General features: G+C 54.8%; 29 protein-coding genes and 2 tRNA genes. 21 read left to right on the top strand and 10 right to left on the bottom strand.

Annotation, left to right across the window (positions count from 1 at the left end):
- Positions 1-121: 121 nt before the first annotated feature.
- A complete protein-coding gene (locus tag MW898_RS11540) occupies positions 122-742 on the top strand; it encodes an NUDIX hydrolase (RefSeq protein ID WP_248907349.1) in 621 nt (206 codons plus the stop codon).
- Positions 743-821: 79 nt separating this feature from the next.
- Here MW898_RS11540 and MW898_RS11535 read toward each other — a convergent pair whose 3' ends face one another.
- The 3 genes from MW898_RS11535 to MW898_RS11525 all read right to left on the bottom strand — a co-directional run bounded on the left by MW898_RS11535 (position 822) and on the right by MW898_RS11525 (position 2,767).
- Positions 822-1,334, bottom strand: a complete 513-nt coding sequence (locus MW898_RS11535; RefSeq protein WP_248907347.1) for an SHOCT domain-containing protein — start codon at positions 1,332-1,334, stop codon at positions 822-824.
- 177 nt (positions 1,335-1,511) lie between these two features.
- Positions 1,512-1,733 carry a DUF7976 family protein gene (locus MW898_RS11530; RefSeq protein ID WP_248907345.1) on the bottom strand — a complete coding sequence of 74 codons (222 nt, stop codon included), beginning with the start codon at positions 1,731-1,733 and terminating at the stop codon, positions 1,512-1,514.
- A gap of 2 nt (positions 1,734-1,735) precedes the next feature.
- Positions 1,736-2,767, bottom strand: a complete 1,032-nt coding sequence (locus MW898_RS11525; RefSeq protein WP_248907343.1) for an Mrp/NBP35 family ATP-binding protein — start codon at positions 2,765-2,767, stop codon at positions 1,736-1,738.
- A gap of 195 nt (positions 2,768-2,962) precedes the next feature.
- Here MW898_RS11525 and moaA point away from each other — a divergent pair, with 195 nt between their 5' ends.
- From moaA to MW898_RS11440, 17 genes are all read left to right on the top strand, one after another.
- Positions 2,963-3,919 (top strand): GTP 3',8-cyclase MoaA, encoded by a 957-nt coding sequence (gene moaA, locus MW898_RS11520; protein ID WP_248907340.1) that lies wholly within the window; start codon positions 2,963-2,965, stop codon positions 3,917-3,919.
- A 225-nt stretch (positions 3,920-4,144) separates the two neighbouring features.
- Positions 4,145-4,229: transfer RNA gene (locus tag MW898_RS11515), tRNA-Ser, on the top strand.
- Positions 4,230-4,243: 14 nt separating this feature from the next.
- Complete coding sequence (locus MW898_RS11510; RefSeq protein WP_248907338.1) at positions 4,244-4,735, top strand: 30S ribosomal protein S13; 492 nt, start codon at positions 4,244-4,246, stop codon at positions 4,733-4,735.
- A complete protein-coding gene (locus MW898_RS11505) occupies positions 4,735-5,262 on the top strand; it encodes a 30S ribosomal protein S4 (protein ID WP_248907336.1) in 528 nt (175 codons plus the stop codon). Before MW898_RS11510 ends, MW898_RS11505 begins: the two co-directional genes overlap by 1 nt.
- Positions 5,263-5,268: 6 nt before the next feature.
- Positions 5,269-5,658, top strand: coding sequence for a 30S ribosomal protein S11 (locus MW898_RS11500; protein ID WP_248907334.1), 390 nt, complete (start codon positions 5,269-5,271; stop codon positions 5,656-5,658).
- 1 nt (position 5,659) lies between these two features.
- On the top strand, positions 5,660-6,478 hold the full coding sequence (locus MW898_RS11495; protein WP_248907332.1) for a DNA-directed RNA polymerase subunit D: 819 nt from the start codon (positions 5,660-5,662) through the stop codon (positions 6,476-6,478).
- 177 nt (positions 6,479-6,655) lie between these two features.
- Positions 6,656-6,740: transfer RNA gene (locus tag MW898_RS11490), tRNA-Leu, on the top strand.
- A gap of 12 nt (positions 6,741-6,752) precedes the next feature.
- The gene (locus MW898_RS11485; protein WP_248907330.1) at positions 6,753-7,100 is read left to right on the top strand and encodes a 50S ribosomal protein L18e; all 348 of its coding nucleotides are present in this window, start codon (positions 6,753-6,755) and stop codon (positions 7,098-7,100) included.
- The gene (locus MW898_RS11480) at positions 7,097-7,552 is read left to right on the top strand and encodes a 50S ribosomal protein L13 (protein WP_248907328.1); all 456 of its coding nucleotides are present in this window, start codon (positions 7,097-7,099) and stop codon (positions 7,550-7,552) included. Before MW898_RS11485 ends, MW898_RS11480 begins: the two co-directional genes overlap by 4 nt.
- On the top strand, positions 7,546-7,944 hold the full coding sequence (locus tag MW898_RS11475) for a 30S ribosomal protein S9 (protein WP_248907326.1): 399 nt from the start codon (positions 7,546-7,548) through the stop codon (positions 7,942-7,944). Before MW898_RS11480 ends, MW898_RS11475 begins: the two co-directional genes overlap by 7 nt.
- Before the next feature lie 12 nt (positions 7,945-7,956).
- A complete protein-coding gene (locus MW898_RS11470; protein ID WP_248907324.1) occupies positions 7,957-8,151 on the top strand; it encodes a DNA-directed RNA polymerase subunit N in 195 nt (64 codons plus the stop codon).
- 5 nt (positions 8,152-8,156) lie between these two features.
- On the top strand, positions 8,157-8,366 hold the full coding sequence (locus tag MW898_RS11465; protein WP_248907322.1) for a DNA-directed RNA polymerase subunit K: 210 nt from the start codon (positions 8,157-8,159) through the stop codon (positions 8,364-8,366).
- A complete protein-coding gene (gene eno, locus MW898_RS11460) occupies positions 8,363-9,559 on the top strand; it encodes a phosphopyruvate hydratase (RefSeq protein ID WP_248907320.1) in 1,197 nt (398 codons plus the stop codon). Before MW898_RS11465 ends, eno begins: the two co-directional genes overlap by 4 nt.
- Positions 9,556-10,353, top strand: a complete 798-nt coding sequence (gene rpsB, locus MW898_RS11455) for a 30S ribosomal protein S2 (protein ID WP_248907318.1) — start codon at positions 9,556-9,558, stop codon at positions 10,351-10,353. Before eno ends, rpsB begins: the two co-directional genes overlap by 4 nt.
- Before the next feature lie 214 nt (positions 10,354-10,567).
- The gene (mvk, locus tag MW898_RS11450; RefSeq protein ID WP_248907316.1) at positions 10,568-11,554 is read left to right on the top strand and encodes a mevalonate kinase; all 987 of its coding nucleotides are present in this window, start codon (positions 10,568-10,570) and stop codon (positions 11,552-11,554) included.
- Positions 11,551-12,297 carry an isopentenyl phosphate kinase gene (locus MW898_RS11445; RefSeq protein ID WP_248907314.1) on the top strand — a complete coding sequence of 249 codons (747 nt, stop codon included), beginning with the start codon at positions 11,551-11,553 and terminating at the stop codon, positions 12,295-12,297. The genes mvk and MW898_RS11445 overlap by 4 nt, the downstream gene beginning before the upstream one ends.
- Positions 12,298-12,582: 285 nt before the next feature.
- Positions 12,583-14,307: a type IV secretory system conjugative DNA transfer family protein gene (locus MW898_RS11440; RefSeq protein WP_248907312.1), complete on the top strand. Its 1,725-nt coding sequence runs from the start codon at positions 12,583-12,585 to the stop codon at positions 14,305-14,307.
- Positions 14,308-14,388: 81 nt separating this feature from the next.
- Here MW898_RS11440 and MW898_RS11435 read toward each other — a convergent pair whose 3' ends face one another.
- The 3 genes from MW898_RS11435 to MW898_RS11425 all read right to left on the bottom strand — a co-directional run bounded on the left by MW898_RS11435 (position 14,389) and on the right by MW898_RS11425 (position 17,993).
- A complete protein-coding gene (locus MW898_RS11435; protein ID WP_248907310.1) occupies positions 14,389-16,197 on the bottom strand; it encodes a hypothetical protein in 1,809 nt (602 codons plus the stop codon).
- A 3-nt stretch (positions 16,198-16,200) separates the two neighbouring features.
- Positions 16,201-17,025, bottom strand: coding sequence for a sister chromatid cohesion protein PDS5 (locus tag MW898_RS11430; protein WP_248907308.1), 825 nt, complete (start codon positions 17,023-17,025; stop codon positions 16,201-16,203).
- A gap of 125 nt (positions 17,026-17,150) precedes the next feature.
- Positions 17,151-17,993, bottom strand: coding sequence for a HEAT repeat domain-containing protein (locus tag MW898_RS11425; RefSeq protein WP_248907306.1), 843 nt, complete (start codon positions 17,991-17,993; stop codon positions 17,151-17,153).
- A gap of 545 nt (positions 17,994-18,538) precedes the next feature.
- On the opposite strand from MW898_RS11425, the gene MW898_RS11420 reads away from it, so the two are divergent.
- Positions 18,539-19,753: an acyl-CoA dehydrogenase family protein gene (locus MW898_RS11420; protein ID WP_248907304.1), complete on the top strand. Its 1,215-nt coding sequence runs from the start codon at positions 18,539-18,541 to the stop codon at positions 19,751-19,753.
- A 177-nt stretch (positions 19,754-19,930) separates the two neighbouring features.
- On the opposite strand, the gene MW898_RS11415 is transcribed toward MW898_RS11420, so the two are convergent.
- Both MW898_RS11415 and MW898_RS11410 read right to left on the bottom strand, forming a co-directional pair.
- On the bottom strand, positions 19,931-20,689 hold the full coding sequence (locus MW898_RS11415; protein WP_248907302.1) for a creatininase family protein: 759 nt from the start codon (positions 20,687-20,689) through the stop codon (positions 19,931-19,933).
- Positions 20,690-21,144: 455 nt separating this feature from the next.
- On the bottom strand, positions 21,145-21,615 hold the full coding sequence (locus MW898_RS11410) for a redoxin domain-containing protein (RefSeq protein ID WP_248907300.1): 471 nt from the start codon (positions 21,613-21,615) through the stop codon (positions 21,145-21,147).
- 73 nt (positions 21,616-21,688) lie between these two features.
- Between MW898_RS11410 and MW898_RS11405 the strand changes: the two genes are divergently transcribed.
- Positions 21,689-21,931, top strand: coding sequence for a glutathione S-transferase N-terminal domain-containing protein (locus tag MW898_RS11405; RefSeq protein WP_248907298.1), 243 nt, complete (start codon positions 21,689-21,691; stop codon positions 21,929-21,931).
- 113 nt (positions 21,932-22,044) lie between these two features.
- Entirely contained in the window at positions 22,045-22,203 is a 159-nt protein-coding gene (locus MW898_RS26505) for a DUF7563 family protein (RefSeq protein ID WP_438268373.1), read from the top strand.
- 120 nt (positions 22,204-22,323) lie between these two features.
- Here the strand turns inward: MW898_RS26505 and MW898_RS11400 are convergent, their stop codons facing one another.
- Positions 22,324-22,731: a cupin domain-containing protein gene (locus MW898_RS11400; protein ID WP_248907296.1), complete on the bottom strand. Its 408-nt coding sequence runs from the start codon at positions 22,729-22,731 to the stop codon at positions 22,324-22,326.
- A gap of 34 nt (positions 22,732-22,765) precedes the next feature.
- The gene (locus MW898_RS11395; RefSeq protein WP_248907294.1) at positions 22,766-23,536 is read right to left on the bottom strand and encodes an SIR2 family NAD-dependent protein deacylase; all 771 of its coding nucleotides are present in this window, start codon (positions 23,534-23,536) and stop codon (positions 22,766-22,768) included.
- Between the last annotated feature and the right edge of the window lie 250 nt (positions 23,537-23,786).

Here is a 23,786-nt window from a genome sequence, read left to right as displayed (position 1 = left end):
GATCGATGATTGATGCTGTCTGCTGTATTCAGGGCGTGACACCTCAACGTGTGGTGTCAGTTCCTCGATAGTTGCCGTTATTTCGACAGAGTTTTATTCTGTTGAACGAGCGTAGTATTCTATGACTTACAAAGAGATCAATCGTGAAGAGATTGAACGCCGCCGTGACCGATTACTCGATCACTTTGGCGAAACACCAATTCGAGAGCGTCACGACACACCGTCTGCTAATCGATTCGAGGAGTGGATCGAGATGTCTAATGCTGGGTATATCGGAAGTGCGTACGCTCTGATTCGTCGATCCCCGGACCAACAGGCTGAACTCACAGAGTCAATGGCTGTTGAAGGAGACGAGCGAGAGCGCGTCTTGCTGATTCTCGGACGAGAAAGCTCCGACTGGGGAGTCCCCGGTGGCGGACAGGAGAACGACGAAACCCTAGAATCAACTGTTCATCGAGAAGTAGCCGAGGAAGTTGCTATCGATATCTCTCTGCTGGGACTCAATCACCTGCGTCACGAAATTGCTACTTGTGAAGGGTACAACGAACGTCTGCACGTCCTCAGAGCTTTCTTTCAGGCTGAGTACGTGGGCGGGTCAATTTCTGTCCAGCCCGGTGAACTCAATGGTGCTGCTTGGTTTGTCAACCCGCCCATTGATGACCGACTGCTTCCGTCAACACAGCGATTACTAGACGGGTGGAATCGCTCGAATCGTAGTGATTTTGCCACAGCCCGCTACTGATCTCAACTGCTGGCTCTGTTGCGCTATCAGATCTTGTGAAGTTCTAAAAGAACAATACTTGGCTGTTCTCCGATCAGAATCAGTGCTCGCGCTCTGAACGCCGTGTGTTCCGCGTTCGGAACGGTTCGTCGTCTCGCTCGCTCGATTCGGACGTGAGGCGTTCGATTTCCCGCTCGAATTCATCTTCGTTGATCGTTCCTTCGACGTACTGCTGTTTCACCTCGTCCATCTTCTCTTCCTCTGATGGCTCTGGTGGTTCCACAAACTTGGACAATCCGAGCGTATCAAGTTTCGAGTTCCGGCGCTCCAGCCGTTCGATGAGGGGATACAACCGCTTGCCCCGGGGAAGCGATAGACGACGGAGAACTGCCCAGCCAAGAGACACGCCGGAGAGGGCAGTGACAACGAGCAAAACGGAAAGAATCACGAGAGACGGCGCGAGGCCGAGCAAGAAACTCACAGTCAATCCGCCAGACCAGAACGCCGAGGCAACGAGTAGCCCGACGTAGCCGATCACGAGAGCCGACACGATACCGGAAACGATGAACACCACCATCGAAACGGCGAAGAGATGATCACGGAGCCAACCCATTGTAGCCCGATTTGGAAGGCTATCTACCTATATGTCACGCTTATTTCGAACGAGAGGCCGAGAGTAAAGCGCTTGTGTGCGTCGGGTTCTGAATCTGACTTCACTCATTCTCGTCGTGACCGCTCAAAATGAATCAGCGTTTGCGACGCCCCACGAGCCACAGTAATCTCGTGAGAACTATTGGCGGCGCTTGATCCCGCCCTGTTCTTTCACATTCAAAATATACTTCATATTCAGATAAATGTCCTGTGGCGTTGTGTCTTCACTTTCGTCATATATATCTGACACTCTGTACAGGATGGCAGCGACCTGCTCGCTATTCGATTCGGTCTCGTCGCGTACCTCCTCGGCAATCTCCCGCAGAAACGCTGCCTTCTCCGGATCGTTTTCGACACCCATGTTCAGTTCTGTTTTCGCCGCACGATTCCGACGTTGTTCGCAACGTTCTCCGTGAACGATTGGAACGCACGCCCAGTCTCGGAGTCTTCATCGAGTACGATCGGGTCACCGTCATCGCCCCGTTCGCGCACCTTCGGATCGAGCGGAAGTTCGCCGAGGAAGGGCATATCGACCTCGTCAGCGAACGCCCGTCCGCCTCCCTCGCCGAAGATCGCGTGTGTTGACTCGCAGTCAGGACACCGGAACGAACTCATGTTTTCGACAATACCGAGTACGGGCGTGTCGTGTTTGCCGAACATGCGGAGCCCTTTTCGAGCGTCATCGATCGCGACCGTCTGTGGTGTCGTGACGATGACCGCTCCCGCAAGCGGGACACTCTGGAGGAGTGTGAGTTGCGTATCGCCCGTCCCAGGTGGAAGATCGACGACCATGTAATCGAGTGCGCCCCATTCGACATCTTCCCAGAGTTGGGTGATGATCTTATGCACCATCGGGCCGCGCCAGATGACAGGATCGTCCTCTCCGACGAGAAACGCCATGCTCATCAGCTTCACACCGAATCGCTCCGGCGGGATGATCGTTTCTTCGGCTGTGGCCTGTGGTCCCTCGTCGGCACTTACCATCCGTGGGACGTTTGGACCGTAGATATCGGCATCGAACAGACCGACGTTGGCACCGAGGTCGGCGAGTCCGGTGGCGAGATTCACCGCGACGGTGCTCTTGCCGACACCGCCTTTCCCGGACGCGACGGCGATGATGTTTTCCACGTTCGGAAGCACCTGCTCGTCGGGGGACAGTCCGGTGTCAACAGCGGCCGAGAGCGACACGTCGAGGTCCGTCTCTGCGAGGACTTCGCGCACGTCCTGTGCGATCGCGGTTTCGTTGGGCGAGTACGGAGCCCCGAGTGCGAGTGAGATGTGCACCGACTCATCTTCGATCTCGACTGAGTTGACCAATCCAAGAGATACAATATCCTCCCCAAAATCGGGGTCCTCGACCGCTTTGAGCCGGTCGAGAATATCGTCTTTGTTCATATCACCGTTATCGCTGGCCCGCGAATAAGGATTGTGACCGATCCGGTTGCAAGCAGATTCGGCACGTGAATCAATCCTCCTTTCGAGTAGTCTGTAACCGTCTGAGCATACATCAACCGAGCATGTAATCAAATATGGTTACATCTGGGTCAGTATCGCCACGGGGCTTAAGCCTGCGTAGTGGTAGTATCGAACATGCTCATCGACGGGTTCGGTCGTGCGGTCACCGGTGTTCGGGTTTCGCTCACCGATCGCTGTAATTTCGATTGTATCTACTGTCACAACGAAGGGTTGGGCGACACACGTGGCCCGATGGAGCCACAAGACGAGGAGATGAGTACCGACGACGTCGTTCAGTTCCTCGAAGTAGCTGAGGAGTTCGACGTCAATGCGGTCAAGTTCACTGGTGGCGAGCCGATGCTTCGAGATGATCTCGAAACGATCGTTCGCCGAACACCCGATTCAATGGAGGTGTCCCTCACAACCAACGGGACGTTCCTCCCGGGCCGGGCTGAAGCGCTTCTCGATGCTGGTCTCGATCGCGTAAACGTCTCTCAAGACGCGCTGGACCCAGAAGCCTTCCGTGAGGTCACACAGAGTGGTGCCTACGACGACGTCATCGAGGGCGTTCTCGCGGCGGTCGATGCAGGACTGACACCAGTCAAGCTGAACATGGTCGTGTTCGATGCGACAGCGGGCTACGTTCCCGAGATGGTCGAACACGTCGCCGAAAACGAGGGACTCCAGCTCCAACTCATCGAGTACATGCCCGAACTCGCTGGTCGGCCTGACTGGGCGATCGACATCGATCGGGTTCACGGCTGGCTCAATGAGCAGGCCGATCAAGTTGAACACCGCACTATGCACGACCGCCGACGGTACTGGATCGACGGTGGTCTGGTCGAAGTCGTCGATCCAGTCGGAAACGAGGATTTCTGCGCTAACTGTCACCGCGTACGGGTGACCCACAACGGCTACCTCAAGGGTTGTCTCAACCGAAACGACGACCTCAAGTCGATGGGTGAGATGACAAAACCCGAGATCCGAACAGCGTTTCGCGACGTCGTACACGACCGCGTGCCGTACTATGGCGAGTATATGATCAAAGACGATGATGAGTGGGTCATCAACGAGGAGTATATCGGTGCGTGACGCTGATCACCCACAGGTACCGTCCAAGTAACAATCGGTCGTTGCCGGTTTTTCATGCTTAATATAACTTTCTAATTCCAACTGAATTGGGCCACTCTGTATGGTATTCCAACACTCGATTCCCGGTCATCGGTGTATTTAAGTACGACCACCGGGTTGCTATGAGTACAATCGAATGTAGGGGTGCGGTTCCCCGAGTCCGGGTACGCCTGGGCGGTAGTATGTGTCGTGGTAGCCAAGCATGGCCCAAGGCGCTGGGTTGCTAACTCAGTGGCGTTAAGCCTCCGGGGTTCGAATCCCCGCCACGACGTCTGATCACCATCCATGAGTTCGGAAGACACCCAAGCGGATGATGAGGAGGATATCCGATATTTCGTCCGCATCGGACAAACAGATCTCGACGGAACGAAGTCCGCCGAGCGGGCGCTCAGCGAGATGAACGGTATCGGTCGACGGACTGCCCGAATCATCTGCCAGAGCGTTGGTATCGACCGCACAACCATATTCGGTCGTCTCGACGACGAGACGATCGATGCTGTCATCGACCAGGTTGAGAACTACGCCGACACCGTCCCCGAGTGGCTCACGAATCACCGCCGGAGCTACTTCACGGGATCGACGACCCACGAGACGGGCAACGATCTCGAAATGACGGTTCGACAGAACGTCAACCGTATGAAGATGATCGACTCGTATAAGGGCGTCCGCCACAAGCGCGGCCAGAAGGTTCGTGGACAGCGTACCAAGTCCACCGGCCGTACCGAAGGAACGGTCGGCGTCAACGTTGAAGCGATCAAAGAGGAGGAGGCTGAGTAATGACACTCGGGAAGAACACGAAATTTTACGAGACGCCGAATCACCCCTATCAGGGCGAACGGATCGCCGAGGAAGGAGGTCTTCTCGGTCGCTACGGCCTCCAAAACAAAGAGGAACTCTGGCGAACCCAGTCCGAACTGCGATCGTACCGACGGGAAGCCCGATCGCTTCTCGGGCGTGAACAGGGCGACGTAGAAGCTGCCGCAGAAGAGGCAACGGAGTTCTTGGACCGTCTCCGCCGAGCCGGGATTCTCGGTTCAGAAGACGGCCCCGACGACGTTCTCAGTCTCGATGAGACAGACCTTCTCGAACGCCGTCTTCAGACGATTGCGTACCGTAAGGGTCTCGGAAACACGCCGAAACAGGCGCGTCAGTTCATCACCCACGGCCACGTCACGGTCAACGGTCGCAGTGTGACAGTGCCATCTTACACCGTCCACACCCACGAAGAGGACAGTATCGCATACAACGAAACAAGCCCGCTGGCCGACGAACTTCACCCGGCTCGGGCGGAGGGTCAAGAGTAACATATCATGAGTTCGGAATCTGACGGACGATGGGGTATCGCCCATATTCACGCATCGTTCAACAACACCATCATCACCATCACGGACGAGACGGGCGCAGAGACGCTCGCTAAATCCAGTGGTGGATCAGTTGTAAAGCAAAACCGCGATGAAGCTTCGCCGTACGCAGCGATGCAGATGGCCGAAGTCGTCGCAGAGGACATCTTGGCACAAGGTCTCGACGGCGTCCATGTTCGCGTCCGTGGGCCTGGTGGCAACCTACAGAAAAATCCTGGTCCGGGCGCACAAGCAGCGATCCGAGCACTCGCCCGAGCAGGGCTCGAAATCGGCCGAATCGAAGACGTGACCCCAATCCCCCACGACGGGACTCGACCACCGAAAAACAGCGGGTTCTGATATGACAGGTGATTTCGAGGTGCAGTTCATCGATCGGGACGAGCGCAAAGCGCGCTTTGTCGTCCACGATGTCACTCCCGCGTTCGCAAATGGGATACGGCGAGCGCTCATCGCGGACGTCCCGACGCTTTCGATCGACTCCGTTCGAATCGTCGAGAACTCGTCCGTGATGTTCGACGAGCAGATCGCTCTCCGCTTGGGTCTGGTTCCACTCACGACGCCAGCAGGCGAGTTCGAGGAAGGTGACAGCGTCACGTTGGCGATGGATGTCGAGGGACCGGCAACCGCCTACTCCGGCGATCTCGTATCGAGCGACGCACTCGTGCAGCCTGCCGATAAGAACATCCCGATCATCGAATTAAAATACCCAGAGACGGCCGACTCACCGCAACGGCTCGAACTCGAAGCCGATGCCGTGATGAGTCGCGGGCGCGAGCACGCCAAGAATCAAGGTGGTGTCGCGGTTGGATATCGCCATCTCCAAACCGTCGATGTCGTCGGTGATCGAGAATCGTTCGAGGACGAACCAACCGAGCCGAATATCCTCCGCGGAATCATCAAGGAGAGTTCCGCAGAGCACGCTGTTGCTGGAAACGACGGCGTCGAACCGGCGAACGGTCAGCTCGTTGCAACCGAGACCTTCGACAACGATTTGACAAATCGCTACCCAGGAAAGGAAGTTGCGGTGCGCGACGTGCCGAACGCATTCGTGTTCCACGTCGAAAGCGACGGATCGATGAGCGTCGATGAACTGGTGCTTGCAGCCAGCGACACGCTCCACGACAGAGCAGACGAACTCGAAGAGGCAGTTTCACTATGACAACCGAGACTCTCACATCCACAACTACAACCACTACCCGAGCCACAACCACAGCGAGCGTAACGTCAGCTGATACGGTTGCGGTTACGGCTACGGGTTTGGTTGTATCGTCTCGACCGACACACGGCGAGCGCATCGAAAGTGGTATGTGGGAGTCCCGGCCAACACACACGATGAGCAGGGATAGCCAAGTTTGGCCAACGGCGCAGCGTTCAGGGCGCTGTCCTGTAGAGGTCCGCAGGTTCAAATCCTGCTCCCTGCATTTCTCAGGATCATGAATAAGACAAACCCGAGACTGAAGAGTCTCATCGCCGACTGCAAGCGGGCTGCGAGAGGCGGTGCCGCCGTATGGGGTGATGTCGCCGAGCGGCTGGAAAAGCCCCGGCGGACGCACGCCGAGGTTAACCTCGGTCGCATCGAGCGGTACGCCAAAGAGGACGAGACGGTCATCGTTCCCGGAAAAGTTCTCGGTAGTGGTGCGCTCCGAAAGGAGGTCACCGTTGCTGCCGTCGACTTCTCTGGTACGGCCCAGACCAAGATCGGTCAGGTTGGTGAGGCCATCGAACTCGAACAGGCACTTGAGCGCAATCCCGAAGGATCTAGCGTCCGGGTGATTCGATGAACGCCGCTGAATTCGACGCAGACGTGATCGTTGACGCCCGAGACTGTATTCTCGGACGCGTGGCGAGCAACGTTGCCAGTCGTGCACTCGATGGTGAACGGATCGCTGTTGTCAACGCAGAGCGAGCCGTCATCACCGGGAACGACGAGGACGTCATGTCTGTCTTCGAAAAGCGTCTGGATGTCGGCTCTGACCGGGGTCCATACTACCCAAAGCGTCCGGACCGGATCTTCAAACGCTCGATCCGTGGGATGATTCCATACAAACGTCCACGCGGGAGAGAGGCGTTCGAGAACGTCCGATGTTATATCGGGAATCCGTACGAAAGCAAAAGCGACATTGAAGTAGAGCCCGAGGTTCTCGAAGACACCTCGCTCGATCGACTATCGAACATCAAATTTGTCTCGTTGAGCGATATCAGCGAGCGACTGGGGGCAAACGTCACATGGTAACCAACACGAGTGGAAAGAAAAAGACTGCAATTGCCCGTGCCACCGTCAGCGATGGCAAAGGGCGAGTTCGCATAAACGCACAGCCCGTCGAACTAGTCGAGCCGGAACAGTCCCGATTGAAAATGCTGGAGCCGTTTCGTATCGCCGACGAAGAGCTCCGTGACGGCATCGATATCGATGTCAGCGTCTCCGGCGGTGGAATCAGCGGACAGGCCGATTCAGTTCGGACGGCCATCGCACGTGGACTCGTTGAGCACACGAACGACGCAGAACTGCGCGATGCGTTCATGAGCTTCGATCGGTCGCTGCTGGTGAACGATGTTCGACAATCCGAATCCAAGAAGTGGGGCGGTCCCGGAGCCCGCGCTCGCTACCAGAAATCTTATCGTTAAGGTGATCACGTCATGATGGTACCCGTTCGGTGTTTCACGTGTGGTAAGGTCGTCGGAGAGCACTGGGAGGAGTTCAAACAACGTACGCGTGAAGGTGATGAATCACCCGAGGTTGTGCTCGATAACCTCGGTATCGAGCGGCCGTGTTGTAGACGAATGCTCGTCTCGCACAAAGACCTCGTTGACGTCGTTTCCCCATACCAGTGATGTCGATGCAACAGCGACACAACCGATATGAGAAAGCACGCATCATCGGCGCACGAGCGCTGCAGGTAACCTTCGGGGCCCCCGTCCTCGTTGATACGACTCAGACTGAACCGATTCTCATTGCGGCCGAGGAGTACGACGCAGGAGTGTTACCCTTTACCGTAAAGCGGGGATCTGGAGATAGCGACAACAACGGCAGAGGAGAGTTACAATGACACTCATCACTGAGATTCGTCTTCGAAAGGTCCTCGATTCCCGAGGGAACGCGACTGTCGAAGCGGATGTCTCTACTGAAAGTGGTGGTTTTGGACGCGCAAGTGCCCCAAGCGGTGCGAGCACCGGTGAGTACGAGGCCATCGAACTCCCCGCGGACGAGGCTATTGCACAAGCCCGATCGCTCGCCATTCCACGGCTCGAAGGGCAAGTCTACGCTGGTGATCAGCGATCCATCGATCGAACGCTCCGTGAGGCTGATGAAACCGACAACTTCGGTGAGATCGGTGCGAACAGCGCGGTCGCAATCAGCATGGCAGCAGCAAAGGCTGGAGCGGATATGCTCGGTGCGCCGCTCTATCAGCATCTCGGTGGTGCATTCCGTGGTGGGGACTACCCGACACCGCTCGGAAACGCTATTGGTGGTGGTGAACACGCTACGGGCGGAACCGACATTCAAGAGTTCCTCGCAGCGCCAGTCGGCGCACCGAGCGTTTCGGATGCCGTCTTTGCCAACGCCAGAGTGCATCAGGCGGTCCATGACATCCTCTCAGACCGTGGGATCTCAGCCGAAAAGAGCGACGAAGGCGCGTGGTCGCCATCGATCGCTGACAGTGAGGCGTTCGAAATCATGGCCGAAGCGACCGAGACCGTCAGCGAGGAGATGGGCTTTGAGATCAGCTTCGGCATCGACGCAGCAGCATCAGAGCTGTTTGATGGGGGAAAATACCATTATTCAGACACATCACGGACGACCGACGAGCAGATCGAGTACGTTGCTGATCTCGTCACCGAGTACGGCCTCGTGTACGTCGAGGACCCATTAGAAGAGAACGACTATGACGGCTTCGAAGCGCTGACAGAACGTGTCGGTGACCAAACGCTCGTCTGTGGTGACGATCTGTTCGTGACGAACACCGATCGGCTCACAGAGGGTATCGAGCAGGATGCAGCAAACAGCATTCTCATCAAACCGAACCAGATCGGAACACTGACAGACGCATTCGATGCCGTCGAACTCGCCGTTGAAAACGGATACGCTCCGGTCATTTCACACCGGAGCGGCGAGACTGAGGACACGACCATCGCACACCTCGCCGTGGCAACCGCTGCCCCGTTCATCAAAACGGGTGCGGTTGGTGGCGAGCGAACAGCGAAACTTAACGAACTCATCCGAATCGAGACAAACGCATGAGTAACAACGAAGAAGGTCTTGAGGAGTCTGCTTCGGACGACGATCAGTCTCCCGAGACCGAGATGGAAAATACGGATATGAACACAGAATCGCTGACGGACGCAGAGAAAGAAGCAGAATCACAGACAGAAACGGCAGACGAACCCGAGCAGGCAGATGAGGTTGCCACCGAGGACGAGCCTGTTCTCGACGAGGATGTAATGCCAGATGAGGAAGCAGATCTCCTCATCCCAGTCGAGGACTATCTCGCTGCCGGTGTTCACATCGGCACCCAACAAAAAACCGAATCGATGGAGCGGTTCATCCATCGTGTTCGGACGGATGGACTGTACGTGCTCGATGTGAGCCGGACAGATTCGCGCATCCGAACGGCTGCCCAATTCATCGCTAACTACCAGCCCGACCAGATCCTCGTCGCTTCCTCGCGTCAGTATGGTCGGTTCCCTGCCGAGAAGTTCGCGACGGCCGTCGGTGCACGCGCACGAACCGGCCGGTTCATCCCAGGAACGCTCACGAATCCAAAGTACGAGGGATACATCGAACCGGACGTTGTCGTCGTAACCGACCCGATTGGCGACGCACAAGCCGTCAAGGAAGCGATTACCGTCGGCATTCCTGTCGTCGCGATGTGTGACTCGAATAACACGACCGACAACGTCGATCTCGTCGTTCCAACGAACAACAAAGGTCGTCGAGCGCTTTCTGTCGTCTACTGGCTCCTCGCCAACGAGGTTCTCGACAACCGTGGTGGCGAACCGACGTACGCGCTAGAAGACTTCGAGGAAGGTATCTGAACCGCCGCTTTTCGTCGTATCTGTGCGTTGTAACTGGCTGTTTTCCTTATGAGTGGTGACACAGTTAGTCGGTTATGCACCGTTTGTCACGCTTGTTAGCCCTCGTTCTCGATCGTAGAGCGCTTCCCGGAGGATCGGTTCGTCCGGTCAGATCCAACGAGCGAAAGCGACGCGGTTCGGATGTTTTTAGCCATCTCTCTCGGAAGGAAGAGGCATGACTGTTTCAAGCGCGCCGGGGAAGGTGTATCTTTTCGGCGAGCACGCCGTCGTGTACGGGGAACCAGCGGTTCCGTGCGCTATCGAACGCCGGGCAACAGTGACCGCCAAAGCACGCGACGACGATCGGCTTCGGGTACAGACTCAGGATCTCACGCTCGATGGATTCTCTGTTGAGTACGGTGATGGAGTCTTGAACGCAGATGTCGACGTTCCACGCCCGCTCGTCGAGGCTGCAGTGGGCTACGTTGATGGTGCGATCGATCAGGTCCGCGATGTGGCCGACGAGAACGTCGGGTTCACGATCACCATCGAAAGCGACATTCCGCTGGGGGCAGGCCTTGGTTCGTCCGCAGCTGTCGTAGTCGCAGCCATCGATGCTGCGACGCGCGAAATCGGAATCGAGCTTTCGCCCACGGAGATCGCAGACCGCGCCTATCGTGTCGAATACGATGTCCAAGACGGACAAGCCTCACGAGCAGACACATTCTGCTCGGCAATGGGTGGAGCAGTCCGTGTCGAAGGTGACGATTGCCGTCCGATCGAGAATGCTTCGAGACTTCCGTTTGTCATCGGATATGACGGCGGAACTGGCGATACAGGCGCACTCGTCTCTGGCGTGCGCTCACTCCGTGAGGAGTATGACTTCGCTGCAGATACAGTACGGACGGTTGGTGACATCGTCCGAGTAGGTGAACGGGCGCTTGCTGAGGGCGACATCCACAAAATCGGTCAGTTGATGGATTTCAATCATGGACTACTCTCAGCACTCGGTGTCTCTTCTCGCTCGCTCGATGCGATGGTGTGGGCCGCACGCGATGCCGATGCTCTCGGTGCAAAGTTGACGGGCGCAGGCGGTGGCGGCTGTATCGTTGCGCTCGATGAATCCCCAAGTACAGCGACCGCGCTCAGCTACACGCCCGGTTGTGAGGAGGCATTTCGTGCTGAATTGGATAGAGACGGTGTGCGGGTGGAGGCAGAATGACGACCGTTCTCAAGCTCGGTGGGAGTGTTATCACCGACAAGGATCAGCCCGAAACAGTCGATCGAGACGCACTTGAGCACGCGAGCGAGACGATCGCCAGACACGAGCACGCTGATCTCGTACTCGTTCACGGCGGGGGAAGCTTCGGTCACCACCACGCAACCGAACACGCCGTCAGTCGGACGGCAGGCACGCACGACACCGATGCTACCCGCGCTATCCACGAGGCGATGAAATCCCTCAATAGAATAGTCATCGATGCACTGGCTACCGAGGGAATCCCAGCGCTTCCCGTCCATCCGCTTTCTGTCGGGACTCGAACAGTCGATGGTGAGCTGCTGCTCTCAACACAGCAGGTACAGACGATGCTCGAAGAGGGATTCGTTCCTGTCCTCCATGGTGATGTCATCGCGCACGCACGCGAGGGAACCACAATCGTCAGCGGTGACGAGTTGGTTCGTGTCCTTGCCACTGATCTCGATGCTGAGCGCGTTGGACTCTGTTCTGCAGTGCCGGGTGTTCTCGATGCAGGAGCGGTCGTTCCCGACATCGACACGTTCGCGGATGTAGCCCACGCGCTCGGTGCGAGCGAATCGACAGACGTCACTGGTGGCATGGCCGCGAAAGTACGCGCGCTGTTGGCACTTGAGACACCCGCCTTCGTCTTCGACCGAGAGGGAATCGGACCGTTTCTTGAGGGTGAATCGCCTGGAACACGGATCGGATTTGAATCTGGAATGTGATCTGGAGAGTAATCGACAACCGACACGTTAGAACCGAATCTGAGAGTAGCTTGTGTCGGTGCGCTGTTTGATGTTTATCACACCTCTACATTTGGATCTTAACGAAGAATCAATGGTTATATGTCCGAATTAAATAAACCTCTATTCGAATGGAGATGTCGTCTGTCAACCTCAGACCACGGCAACCGAGTCCCTCTGACCGAAAACCAATCGATGTTGTCTCACGATACACCATCGACGTGTCAAGCATAGCACCGAGCAGAAAACGAGCCGAGGAGGTGTCTGATGAGTCTCATTGAGACATTCGGCTGGTTTCTCGTGCTCGGAATCGTTGCGTTGTTCGGTGCGTCAGCAGTTCTTCGCAAGCCCTGGTGGAAACGTCTTTGGCACCCACTATCATCATTCTACGACCGCCTGCAGGCCATTCACTGGGTTCTCGCCCCATTCGTAATGGTTGTCACATTACTGGCAGTACCTGTGGTGGCGTATACCCTTCAGTCAACGTCATTAGTGTGGCTTTGGATCTTGATGATTGTCTTGTTCACAGCGTTGTTTCTCCGGAGTATAAAACAATCTGTCCAGAGAATCTATCAAGATCGTCGGTATCGGAAAGATTTACAAAATGGTCTTGCAATAAATATTTCCATTGCAGCAACTGGTGGAAACTTCGGATTCCTCGACCGATGGGCAGGAAGTGTTTCTTTACCTCGGAGATCGATCCTCGTTGCTGGTGCTTCAGGTTCAGGAAAAACTGAAGTTGCAATACATTTTGTACAGCAGATGCTCTTCGATCACTCGTCATTGATGTTGGTATACGATCATAAGACTGACTTTCAGGATTTTTTTGATATACTCGGTGTCGAGTACATCAGCATTTCTATGGAGGATTCGACGTATATTTGGAATCTCTTTCGGGAATTCGACACGGAACAGGACATTGACGAGTTCGCGCAAGCACTGTTTCCCGAACCGAGCGGGGGTGAGAACGATTTCTTCGACGATATGGCCCGACAGGTCTTTGCTGCATGTCTGAAGCGATTGGTTCGAAAGCGCGAGGAGAGCGACGAATTCGAACTGTCGAATGCATCGGTACGCCACTATTTCCAACGGAACGGAGCAGATGAAATCTATGAACACTTGAGTGAGTATTCCGACCTGCGGGCGGCAGCGTCAGCAATCGATGTCGAAACTAGTCCCAAACAGGCACAAGGTGTCTATGCGTCGGTCCAGCGTATCGTCAATAAGGTGTTTATCGGAGATTTCGGAGCAGCCCCTCCTGATGGAGATGGTTTTTCGATTCGCGATCACGTTCGGGATCCACAGGGTGTGCCGATCGTGCTCGATTTCCCGAAGGCGACCGGTCAAAGCACAAAACCGATCTTTCGATTTCTCATCGATCACACCGCAAAGCACGCGATGCAAAACACCGATACGTATTCGTATTTCATCCTCGATGAGTTCGCACAAATTCCACATCTTCGCCAGTTAGAGGAACTCGTGAACGTCGGACGGGGCGATAAGGTCGTCACACTTGTGACATTGCAGTCGGTGCAGCAACTGTATCAGAATTATGGCCGCAACGGTGGTGAATCGATTTTAGCGGGGCTGGTTTCGATGGTGTTGTTACGCCCGAACGATTCGGAGACGGCTGAGTTCTATCGGGACGCAATCGGTACAAAGTTCGTTCAACATACCAATTATGTCGAAGAAAAATGGTATGGAAAACGGAAAGAAATGAAACAAAGTGAACAACACATATTCGCTACAGGAGATATCCGTAAGTGGGACCCAGGTGTTGGTGTCATCGTCAAGCAGGCTGGCTGGTTCTTTGGATATATCTCGATGCTGACCGGCGACACGATGGAGGTTATCGCAGACGTTCTTTCGCCAACTGAGCACGCCGGTGCGTTGCCCGAACGGAGCATAACTGGTGAAATTGAAGGTACTGCGTCCAGCGAGAATCAGGACGAATCGGACGCTTCAAGCGAGCAACACGTAGGAACCGATTGACAGACACTTCATCTTTCAGAGACTGTATCGGTGTAAGGTTGGTCAAGCTATCAGCATCTATTTGAGTCGCTCACAGTAACGTTACTCTCGCTCTCTATCGCGGTCGTCCAAATCGTGATCCGGTCTCGGATCTATTCTTGCGTCTTCTTCGGGAATGTGTTTTTCGGCCTCTTCTATATTGTCGTCCGTCTGATCGGTGACCTCCGTATCATCAGACGGGAGATGTTTCTCGTGTTCGTCGTTCTGTTTCCCACTCGTGTTTGGGTTCGGTTCAGTCGGCTGTGGCTCGTCGGTCGTGTTCTGGTCGGATTCGGGGAGATGTCGTTTGGCTGCCTCGGGCGTATCGTCCGTGCGGTCGGTCGTTCCTGCATCCCCTGACGGCAAATGCTCCTTGTGCTCGTTATTTTGCGGATCGTTCGTGTTCGAATCCCCGCCGACTGATTTCGTGCTGTTCGCCTCGGGATTCACTTCAGTTGATGGTGACCCATTCGCGTGTCCTTTATCCTGACCGTTGTTCGGACTCTGATCGGAGTTCGGGAGGTGCTTTTTTGGCTCCTCTCGGTCGTCGTGTCGGTCGTCTGCCCCTCGACCTTCGTCGGACGGGAGGTGTTTCCCGTAGTCGTCCTGCTCATCGTTCGAGCGCGAGTCTACGTCGGTAGAGTGGCCGTCCGGTTCGTTGGTCGTTGGTCCTTCTTCGTCGATCGGAGTGGTCGGTGAATCTTTGTCGTTCTCGGCGGGTTCTGGGGTTTCGCCCGCGTCTCGTTCTTTATCAGTCGCATCGTTTTCCGCCTGAGTCGTGCCGTTCCGTTCTGTCGCTCCGGCAGATGGTGCTGTTGTGCTCTCGGCACTTCTTTCAACGGCGTTGTCCTCCGCTGTGAGCACTTCCCGCTTTTTTCTCAGTGCGTTCTCCTTCGCTTGAAGTGCTTCCTCTTCTTCTTTGAGCTCTCTTTCCTCTTCCCTGAGTAATCTTCGCTCGTTTCTGAGTTCCCTTTCCTCTTCTCTGAGTGCTCTTCGTTCCTCACTGTGTGGTCGATCGTCTTCTCTGAGCGCTCTTCGTTCTTCATTAAGCGCTTTTTCATCCTCTCTGATGATTTCTCTGTCTTCTCTCAGGGTCTCTCGTTCTTCCTCGAGCGCTTTCCGCTTCTCTGCGAGTGCCTTCTCTTTTGCTCTGAGAGTCTCAGCGTCGCGCGACTCCTCCACTTCCGATTTGGTCGTTTCTTCGTCTGGATCTGGGGACGGATCGTTGGTTTCGGGCCGTTCCGGTTCGTTCTGGTCGTTGTTCCGTTCGATTGGTTCGACGGATCGATCGGGAGTGTGTGACTGGTGGTATGGGTCGCCGATCGGTTCACTTGAGCTAGCAGTATTACGTGGCTGGTCGTCCCCTAGCTCTGCTGTGGTTCTATGAGTATCAAGACGTCGTTGATTTTTTTCCGTTAGTTCTTTGTCATCGAACTTATTAGTTAATTCGTCGAGATCTACTCGCATATCCTCTACAATTCGAACCTTTTGTCTGTCATCGTTGAGTGGACAGTCTGGATCTTGACATCCAAGTCTGTCGGCGTCTTCCAGGTTATTTACTGATTCAATGCGAATAGTTTGGCTGACGGCAGCCGCTTCTGATTGGCGGTGGATGTCACTTGAGCTTTTTTTATTTGATTTTGACCTTTTTCCCCTAATATAGCCCTTGAGGCTTGCTCCAACGCCCGTCAACGATGCTTTCAACGACCCTTCTGTCCCAGATTCAACCGTGCGTTTTTTTGTCGTCTCAACAGTATTGTGTGTTTCTTCATCAGTCTGTACTGTTTGATTGCCGGTAAGTTCTAACGTTCCTTTATAGGCCGTTCCTACCAGATGTCCACATATCGGATGCTTGTCTGGCAGCCTAGTCATCGATCAGGACTGATCTGCCATCATTCTTTCAATATATTCACATGCTTCGTCGATTCCACTCGCTTCGGTCCTGTCTAGCTCCGCTCGTTCGGCCGCCCGTTCGAGTGCTGGAACGACGGCTTCCGGCTCAACGATTGCCGCCGGTTGGTCGTGCCGGAACAGCGTATAGGCCCTGATGGCTTTCCGGCGAACCTCTGCATCCTCGTCGTCCAGCCGTTCCGGAAGACGAGCGAGTCCCGTTGAGACGACATCGGGATGCGAAAGTCCGAACCGGGTGAGTGCTGTGACTGCGGCCCGTCGAACCCTAGGTTCAGGATCGTCGAGCCGATTTGCGAGTGGTTCATCAGCACGGGACGCGATGGCCTGGTCAACTTCGCCAAGTTTACCGAGAGTCGATGCTGCCGACACCCGTATGTCACGGGCTGATTTCGACGCTGCAACATTCTTATATATCAATAATTCGAGCAATCTATCGGCGATCCCCGATAGCGCTGTTGGCGATTCACTGGCAATGATCATGGCCGTCGTCGTGGCAAATGACAACACACTTGAATCGTCATCCATCAGCATCGTACGCACAACAGGCGCATGAGGAAGTACGACGCTCGGCTCGTGCGCGGCAACATTGACGAGAACCGTGGCAACGCTGAAACGGACCATCGGATCTTCGTCGTCTGCGAACGAGCAGATGGCGTCAAGATGAGTGGCGAGAATGTTCGGTTGTGAATGTGAAATATCGCGAAGAATGGATAATGCCTCTTCTTGCTCTCTCGGTGCCCCGTCTTCAAGGGTCTGGATTACGTTTTTAACGTCGATATCATCTGTCATTTAGTACACCTCTCTGGTCGGGCAAGGATTTTCAACGAAACTCATAGCGACATCACTCACCGATTCACATCTGTTAATTTTCATATGACATTTTCTATAATTCATGTTAGTTGCTTGTTCAACTGTTAAGTTATTACGCAGCCTTTATTTGTCATGATTCTTTCAATATATTCGCATACTTCGTCGATTCCACTCGTTTCGGTACTGTCTAGCTCCGCTTGTTCGATTGCTCGTTCGAACGCTGGAGCGACAATATCTGGCTTAATAATCGCATCTGGTTTGTCCCGACGGAAGAGCGTATATGCCCTGATAGCGTTGCGACGGACGTCTGAAGTCTCATCGTCCAACTGTGCTGGAAGGTGAGTCAGCGCTGTCTCGACGGATTCTGGATGCGCAAGCCCGAGTCGTGTGAGTGCTAAGACTGCAATGGCGCGCACATCCTGATCTGGATCGTCGAACAGGTCTGCAAGTGATTCATCAGCCCGAGCAGCGACGATCGGATTTGCGATTCCCATATTGCCGAGCGTTGCGGCTGCCTTCCCTCGTACATTAGCTGCTGGGCCGGTTGCACCGGCGTTTTCGTAAGTCAGCAGCTCAAGCAGCCTGTCTGTAGTGGCTGACAGTACTGTCGGTGACTCACGAGTGACAAACATGGTCGTCAACACGGTAGATGAGAGCACGAACGGATCGTCGTCTGTGAGTAGTGTGTAGATCGATTTGGTGTATGGTGCCACAGCGCTAGGATCGTGGTTGGCAATCTTCCGAAAGATAAGGGCGACATCGTGACAGATATCATGCTCCTCGCTGTCTGCGAGCGAAGCGATAACATCTATATAAGGCACGATGGCGTCCGGATGCTTCGATGAGTATTCTTTGAGCGTCTCTAATGCCATTTTTCGCTCCGTTGCTGTCCCATCTTTATTTTCAGGGATTCGAACCGCATCCTCGATTTCGGCCGTCTCCGTCATTAGTAGACCTCTCCATTCAAGCACGAATATTCGATAGAATCCATTGATATATTGTTGGGTTATTGTTTGATGGAATAAATATATTACTTTCTATGACTCATTCGGTTGCTTGCTCAACTGCTCAGTCATTATGTGTCCTTCATATTCTATTATTCTTTCAATATCTCCGCATATTCCATTGATTCCATTCGCTTCGGTCCTGTCTAGCGCCGCTCGCTCGGCCGCCCGTTCGAGGGCGGGAACGACGGCTTCCGTCCGGATCACGGTTGTCACCGGTTAGTCGTGCCGGAAGAGCGTATAGGCCCTGATGGCTTTCCGGCGAACCTTTGCATCCTCGATCCCGTAATAATCCGTCATCTCGTCCGACTTTTCTTGCATACAGTGCACACGAGACCGATCGTGTGCATTCGACCACCGATCTACTTTTTAAAGTATGTGTATAATTCATCCACGAATCGTCTCCATTCCTGTGATCGCTTTCTCGCTGTGTGAATACTATAATAGTCTACACGTAGACTTAACAGCATTCGACCACATCTCGTGTCATGGCGACAGATTCTGACGGCGTTTCATTTGCGAAAAGCGAGGAGTGGCGACTCATCGAACGGAGCCTCGACGAATTCATCGAACAGGAGGTCGATCCGATTGAATCTGATCTCGGTGAGACGTGGTCGAATCCTCGATTGCGTCACGAATCCGATGGCCGTCTCGTTTCCGACGTTCTCGAAGCAATCCAATCGATACGACAAGCGAGCGCAGAAGCTGGCTTTTATGCGATGAACATGCCCGAAGCACACGGTGGCGAAGGCATTTCGAACGTGCTGTGGTACCGAGCGAAAAAGCACGTTGCGACGCACGGAACAGGCCTTTCGGAGTTCGTGTTGGCCGGTCCGGCCGGACCAAAGCCGCTCCTCTTACAAGCAGCGGACGAGCAGATCGAGCGATATCTCGAACCCACAATCAGCGCGGAGCTATCAACTGGATTCGCTCAGACCGAACCTCATGCGGGATCGGACTCACCAGCGATGAAGACGACTGCCGAGCGAGACGGGGAGACGTGGGTGCTCAATGGAACGAAACAGTGGATCACGAACGCACCCTACGCTGATTTCCTGCAGGTGTTCGCCCGAACGACCCCACAGGAGGAAAGCGGACGCTACGGTGGTATCACATGCTTCATCGTCGAGGCAGACGAGTACGAGATCGGATCGTTGAACAACGCTGTCGGGATGGAAGGGATGCAGGCAGAGATCCACTTCGACGACGTGCGACTCGGAGACGAGCGCGTGCTCGGTGAACCAGACGCCGCTTTCTACCAAGCGATGGAGTTTCTCTCACTAGGCCGAATGGAACTCGGAGCCGAAGCGGTGGGCCACGCTGAACACCTGCTTGATCTTCAAGTTGAATACGCGAACGACCGCGAGGCGTTCGGCCGACCGATCGGGAAGTTCCAATCCATCTCGAATAAGATCGCACGCGGACGCGCGAAGAACTACGCGGCTGACGCTGCAGGGCACAAACTCGCGTGGAAGATGGATCAGGGCGACAGCGTCATCGAAGACGCCTCCATCTTCAAGTGGTTTGCAACGAACATGTTCTGGGAGATCGCTGATGACGCTGTACAAGTGCACGGTGGCAATGGTCTCAGCGAGGAGAATCCGTTCATGAATCACCTCCACCGCGCGCGTATCCTCCGCATCGTCGAAGGTACTGACGAAATACAACTCAACACAATTGCGAAACAAATGAGTGCGCGTTGATATACCTTTTATATTGAACAGACGGGAAATCTCGGTTGTGTGGTGATTGTGAAATGAGTATCCTGTCGTCGGTCCTCGTCAGTCGATTATTCTCGCGGCTGGAGCACAAAGCTAGCAGTCAATAATTTCGGTGGCTCGACGCGTCGGTCGACGACTGGAACTGACAGAAAGAGTGTCTCAGATGGCATCGCGTTCGGCCTCGATTCGCTCGGCGTAGGCGGTTGCTACTGTATCGAGAATTGTTTCCCCTGATTCGGGAGTTCCTTTGCGGGGATCACCAAGCACGCCATTTTCAGTAATCGATCTAAACCCATCGCTGAGTAGTCGCGACGTAGATATCGGTTTCTCGTGACCGACTGCAAGCTCATCCGTTCGAACGAGGGATTCGTTCGTTGCTAGAACGATCGCTGTTTCGACAGCTCCCGCGTGAATCACTGGCTCCTCGTACTCGACGCCGGCTTCGCGAAGCCCCTCATTCTGCAACGACATGAGTTCATCGAGATCTGCGAGCGCAATCACGTTTGCGTCGATGGTGCGGGCGATTTCGGGCGCGACGGTGTTGACCGGCGCAAAGTTTCCACCGTGCGTGGCGACGAGAACGATGTGCTCGAATCCGTGTTCGTCTAGCGACCGACAGTACGAGCGAATCAGGTCCATCAGCGTTTCGGCAGGAATCGTAATCGTTCCGGGAAAATCCATGTGATGGCCTGAGCAGCCGGGCCGAATCGTCGGGGCAACGAGGGCGTCGCCGAGCTTCTTGGCAATCCGTCGAGAGAGCTCATCACCAGCGAGCGTATCCATAATCAGCGGAAGATGTGGACCGTGTTGCTCGACCGATCCAACCGCTACGACCACTGTCCGTGTTCCTTCTTCGAGCGCAGTCTCGACCTCTGGCCACGTGTACTCCTCAAGGAGTACTGATGTGTGAGAAGACATCAGCCATCATACAGATGCTGAGGACATAACTCTATGGCTGCTCACCGGTCCGTTGCGTTATTTTTTGTCTCCGTAAGCAGCCCGGAGGTTTCTGGAACGAAGGTACATCCACGTGGTGTAATGCTCAAATAGTAATACCATGGGACGATTGTAGTGAGTCAGGAGAGCCGGACGAGACGGGCTGTGAGAAATGACGATAGCCGTCGATACGAACGTGCTACTCGCGTTCTCAATCGAGATCAGCATCCCAACACTGTCGAAGCGGCACTCCGAGACGCGTACACGGAGGGTTTAGTTATCATTACCCCAATCATACGTCGAGAGTGCCGTCGATGAACAGTTCGAGACTATCGGTGCGCTCGCGGCATTTCTCTCCGACGTGAATATCGATGTGACACAACCGTCTCTGAACTTCATCCTTCTCCACGCTCCTCATCTAACCAGCGTCGCTTAACTCAGAGGTTCCCGACAGCTTCCTCAGCTTCCTCTCGTGGAACTGGCGAGATCCAATCGTCCGCGATCCACGCGTACGTTGTCGTCCGGTCGTCATCGAGCACGAACACCGCACGAAATGGTGTAGACGTATTCGCCATTCCGTCGCGTTCGGTGAGCAAACCGTAGCGTTCGCTCACGGTCCCGTCTGTGTCGCTGAAGCGCCGAAACGGGCTGTCGAGTGATCGGATAAAAGCGTTCTGTGCGTACGGTCCATCCCGACTTACACCGAGAACGGGCACGTCGAACTCGTTCCACCCCGATCGCTCGTACCGCTTCCACCAGTTTTCTGCGATTGCCGAAAACGCAAACGCAGAGAACACGAGGATGCCTCCCCCGTCGAGTACCGTATCGAGTCGTCGTGAGCGAAACGTCTCACCAGTACACAAGAGCGCTTCGAAATCAGGAGCCTGCTGTCCTTCACTCAGTCGCATACACAAACCTATTCACGGAGCGAAAAAACCACTTTGCCGTCGGATATTTATTTCTTCCACCCATTCGACCAGTATGACACTCACACTCTACCGACTCGAAGGCTGCCCATTCTGCGAACTCGTCGTCGATCGCCTGAATGAACTCGATATCACGTTTGAAAGCATTTGGGTCGAAGGACTCCATTCGAAACGCGATGAGGTCAAACGCGTCTCGGGCCAGCGAGCCGTTCCCGTCCTCGTCGATGAAACACGCGGAGTCACAATGGCCGAATCAGAACGGATCCTCGAATACCTCGACACTTCGTACGAAAACTGATTGAATTTTTATTGCACAACTCAGTAAATGGATTTTTCTCTCCAACCAGGCCCATTATTTTCCTCTGACCAGATACGTAAGATATATGTGTGCGAACGAAAGTCCTTCAGGGGATGCCTGAATGCCTGAACTGTGGATCGTTTGTAACTGAGGCATATGTACGAGTATTCGCACCGACCGAAATGGAGTCTGTCCGTGTCTGTCCGAACTGTGAAGATAAGCTTCGTGACGGCGCATCGATTCGGCAAGCACGGTCTTCGCGCGGCAACTGACTCTACTGAACGTGTGCTGAAGAAGTATGGTAAAGAACCTACATCACCGAGCCTGTCGTAGCCCGAGATCGAGATCCCCACGTCTCGCATCGGGACTAGAGGGGCGTCCGGTCGGGGAACTCACTCCTCTCCATCGATAGAGTGTGGATCCAGACCGGGATCATCGATGGGGGGTGCGCCAATAGCGAGGACGATCCCTCTATCGTCGCCGATGTTTCGGTGGCCGTGGCCGGTTTTCGGTTCGGCGACCCAGAACGTTCCTGGCCCCGCTTCGACAATCTCGCTTTCACCAGACGGCCCGAGCTTGAGTGAAAACGTCCCCTGGAGGACGTAGTAGAGCTCTTCTTGCTCCGAGTGAGCGTGATACTGAATCTCCTCTCCGGGTTCGAAATACCAGAGCTTCACTTTCGAGCTCTCAGCGCCGAGCGCTTCATCGACCGCGCGAATGTCTAGGTCTGGCGGTATCTCATCGATGTTCGATAAGTCGGTTACCGGTACGTCGTCGGTGTGTACGACTTCGTATCCCATGCACCCGTGACTCACGGATGGTGTGTGTAAATAACTAGTACTCGCGCTCTGTGATCGCCCGTCGAAGGCTGGGAAGAACATCTGTCACGTCCGCACGAAAGTCATACTCCGCGCGGTCGGACAGTGGTGTTCGATCGTGAGTGACAATGATGAGTGTTGCACCTCGATTTGCAGCGAGCGAAGGGAGGCTTGCAGCAGGCTCGACCGTCAACGAGGAGCCAGCAACGAGGAAGACATCGCTGTTCTGCGCGATTGCGTGTGCGCGATAAAAGGCGTGTTCTGGCAGCTGTTCTCCGAAGAGAACCACGCTGGGCTCAAGTATTCGTTCTTCATCACACAGTTCACATCGTGGTGGCGTGTCGCCGCGCTTGACGCGTTCACGGACGGTCTTGCTGGCGTACGTGGCGCTGCAGGCAGGACAGATAACGCGTTGTCCGTTGCCGTGGAGTTCAATGACGTTCTCGCTGCCAGCAGCCTGATGCAGCCCATCGACGTTCTGCGTGATGACCGCCTCGATCTGTCCATTCTGTTCGAGCGCGGCGATTGCCTCGTGAGCAGGATTTGGATCGACTCCCTCCCCCGATAGTTCCGTGGAGATCTGAGCGTAGGTGCGCCAGAACTGTTCTGGTGCGGTCTGCAGTCGATCGATGTGAAAAGCATCTCTCTCGTAGCGCTCCCAGAGACCATTGCTGCCGCGAAAGTCGGGAAGCCCCGAGGCGGTGCTGACACCGGCTCCGCTCATCACGACGGCGGTTTCGGCGTCTGCAATGGCACCAGCAGCAAATCGGAGCTCCTTGGATTCCATACACGCTTCTCGTTGCCGACGGGCAAAAAACGCAGGATCCAACCACTGTTAAAATCATTAGATATAACTAATAAATCTTCTCTTTGGGTTGATGATCAGGCGAACAGGATGCACGTGGCTTGGAATCGTTGCTTCGTGCTGTGTGTATCCGCTTATCGATTTGAATGACTGACTACCACTTCGGATAGCAAAAACTGACTCGAAGCGAGCCCTGTTACGTCATGGAACAGACGACGCTCATATCGATCGT

Origin of the sequence: Halocatena marina (assembly GCF_023276375.1) — an archaeon.
Lineage (GTDB): Archaea > Halobacteriota > Halobacteria > Halobacteriales > Haloarculaceae > Halocatena > Halocatena marina.
Note: the sequence above shows the minus strand (reverse complement) of the source record. Positions and strands in the feature narration are given on the sequence as shown.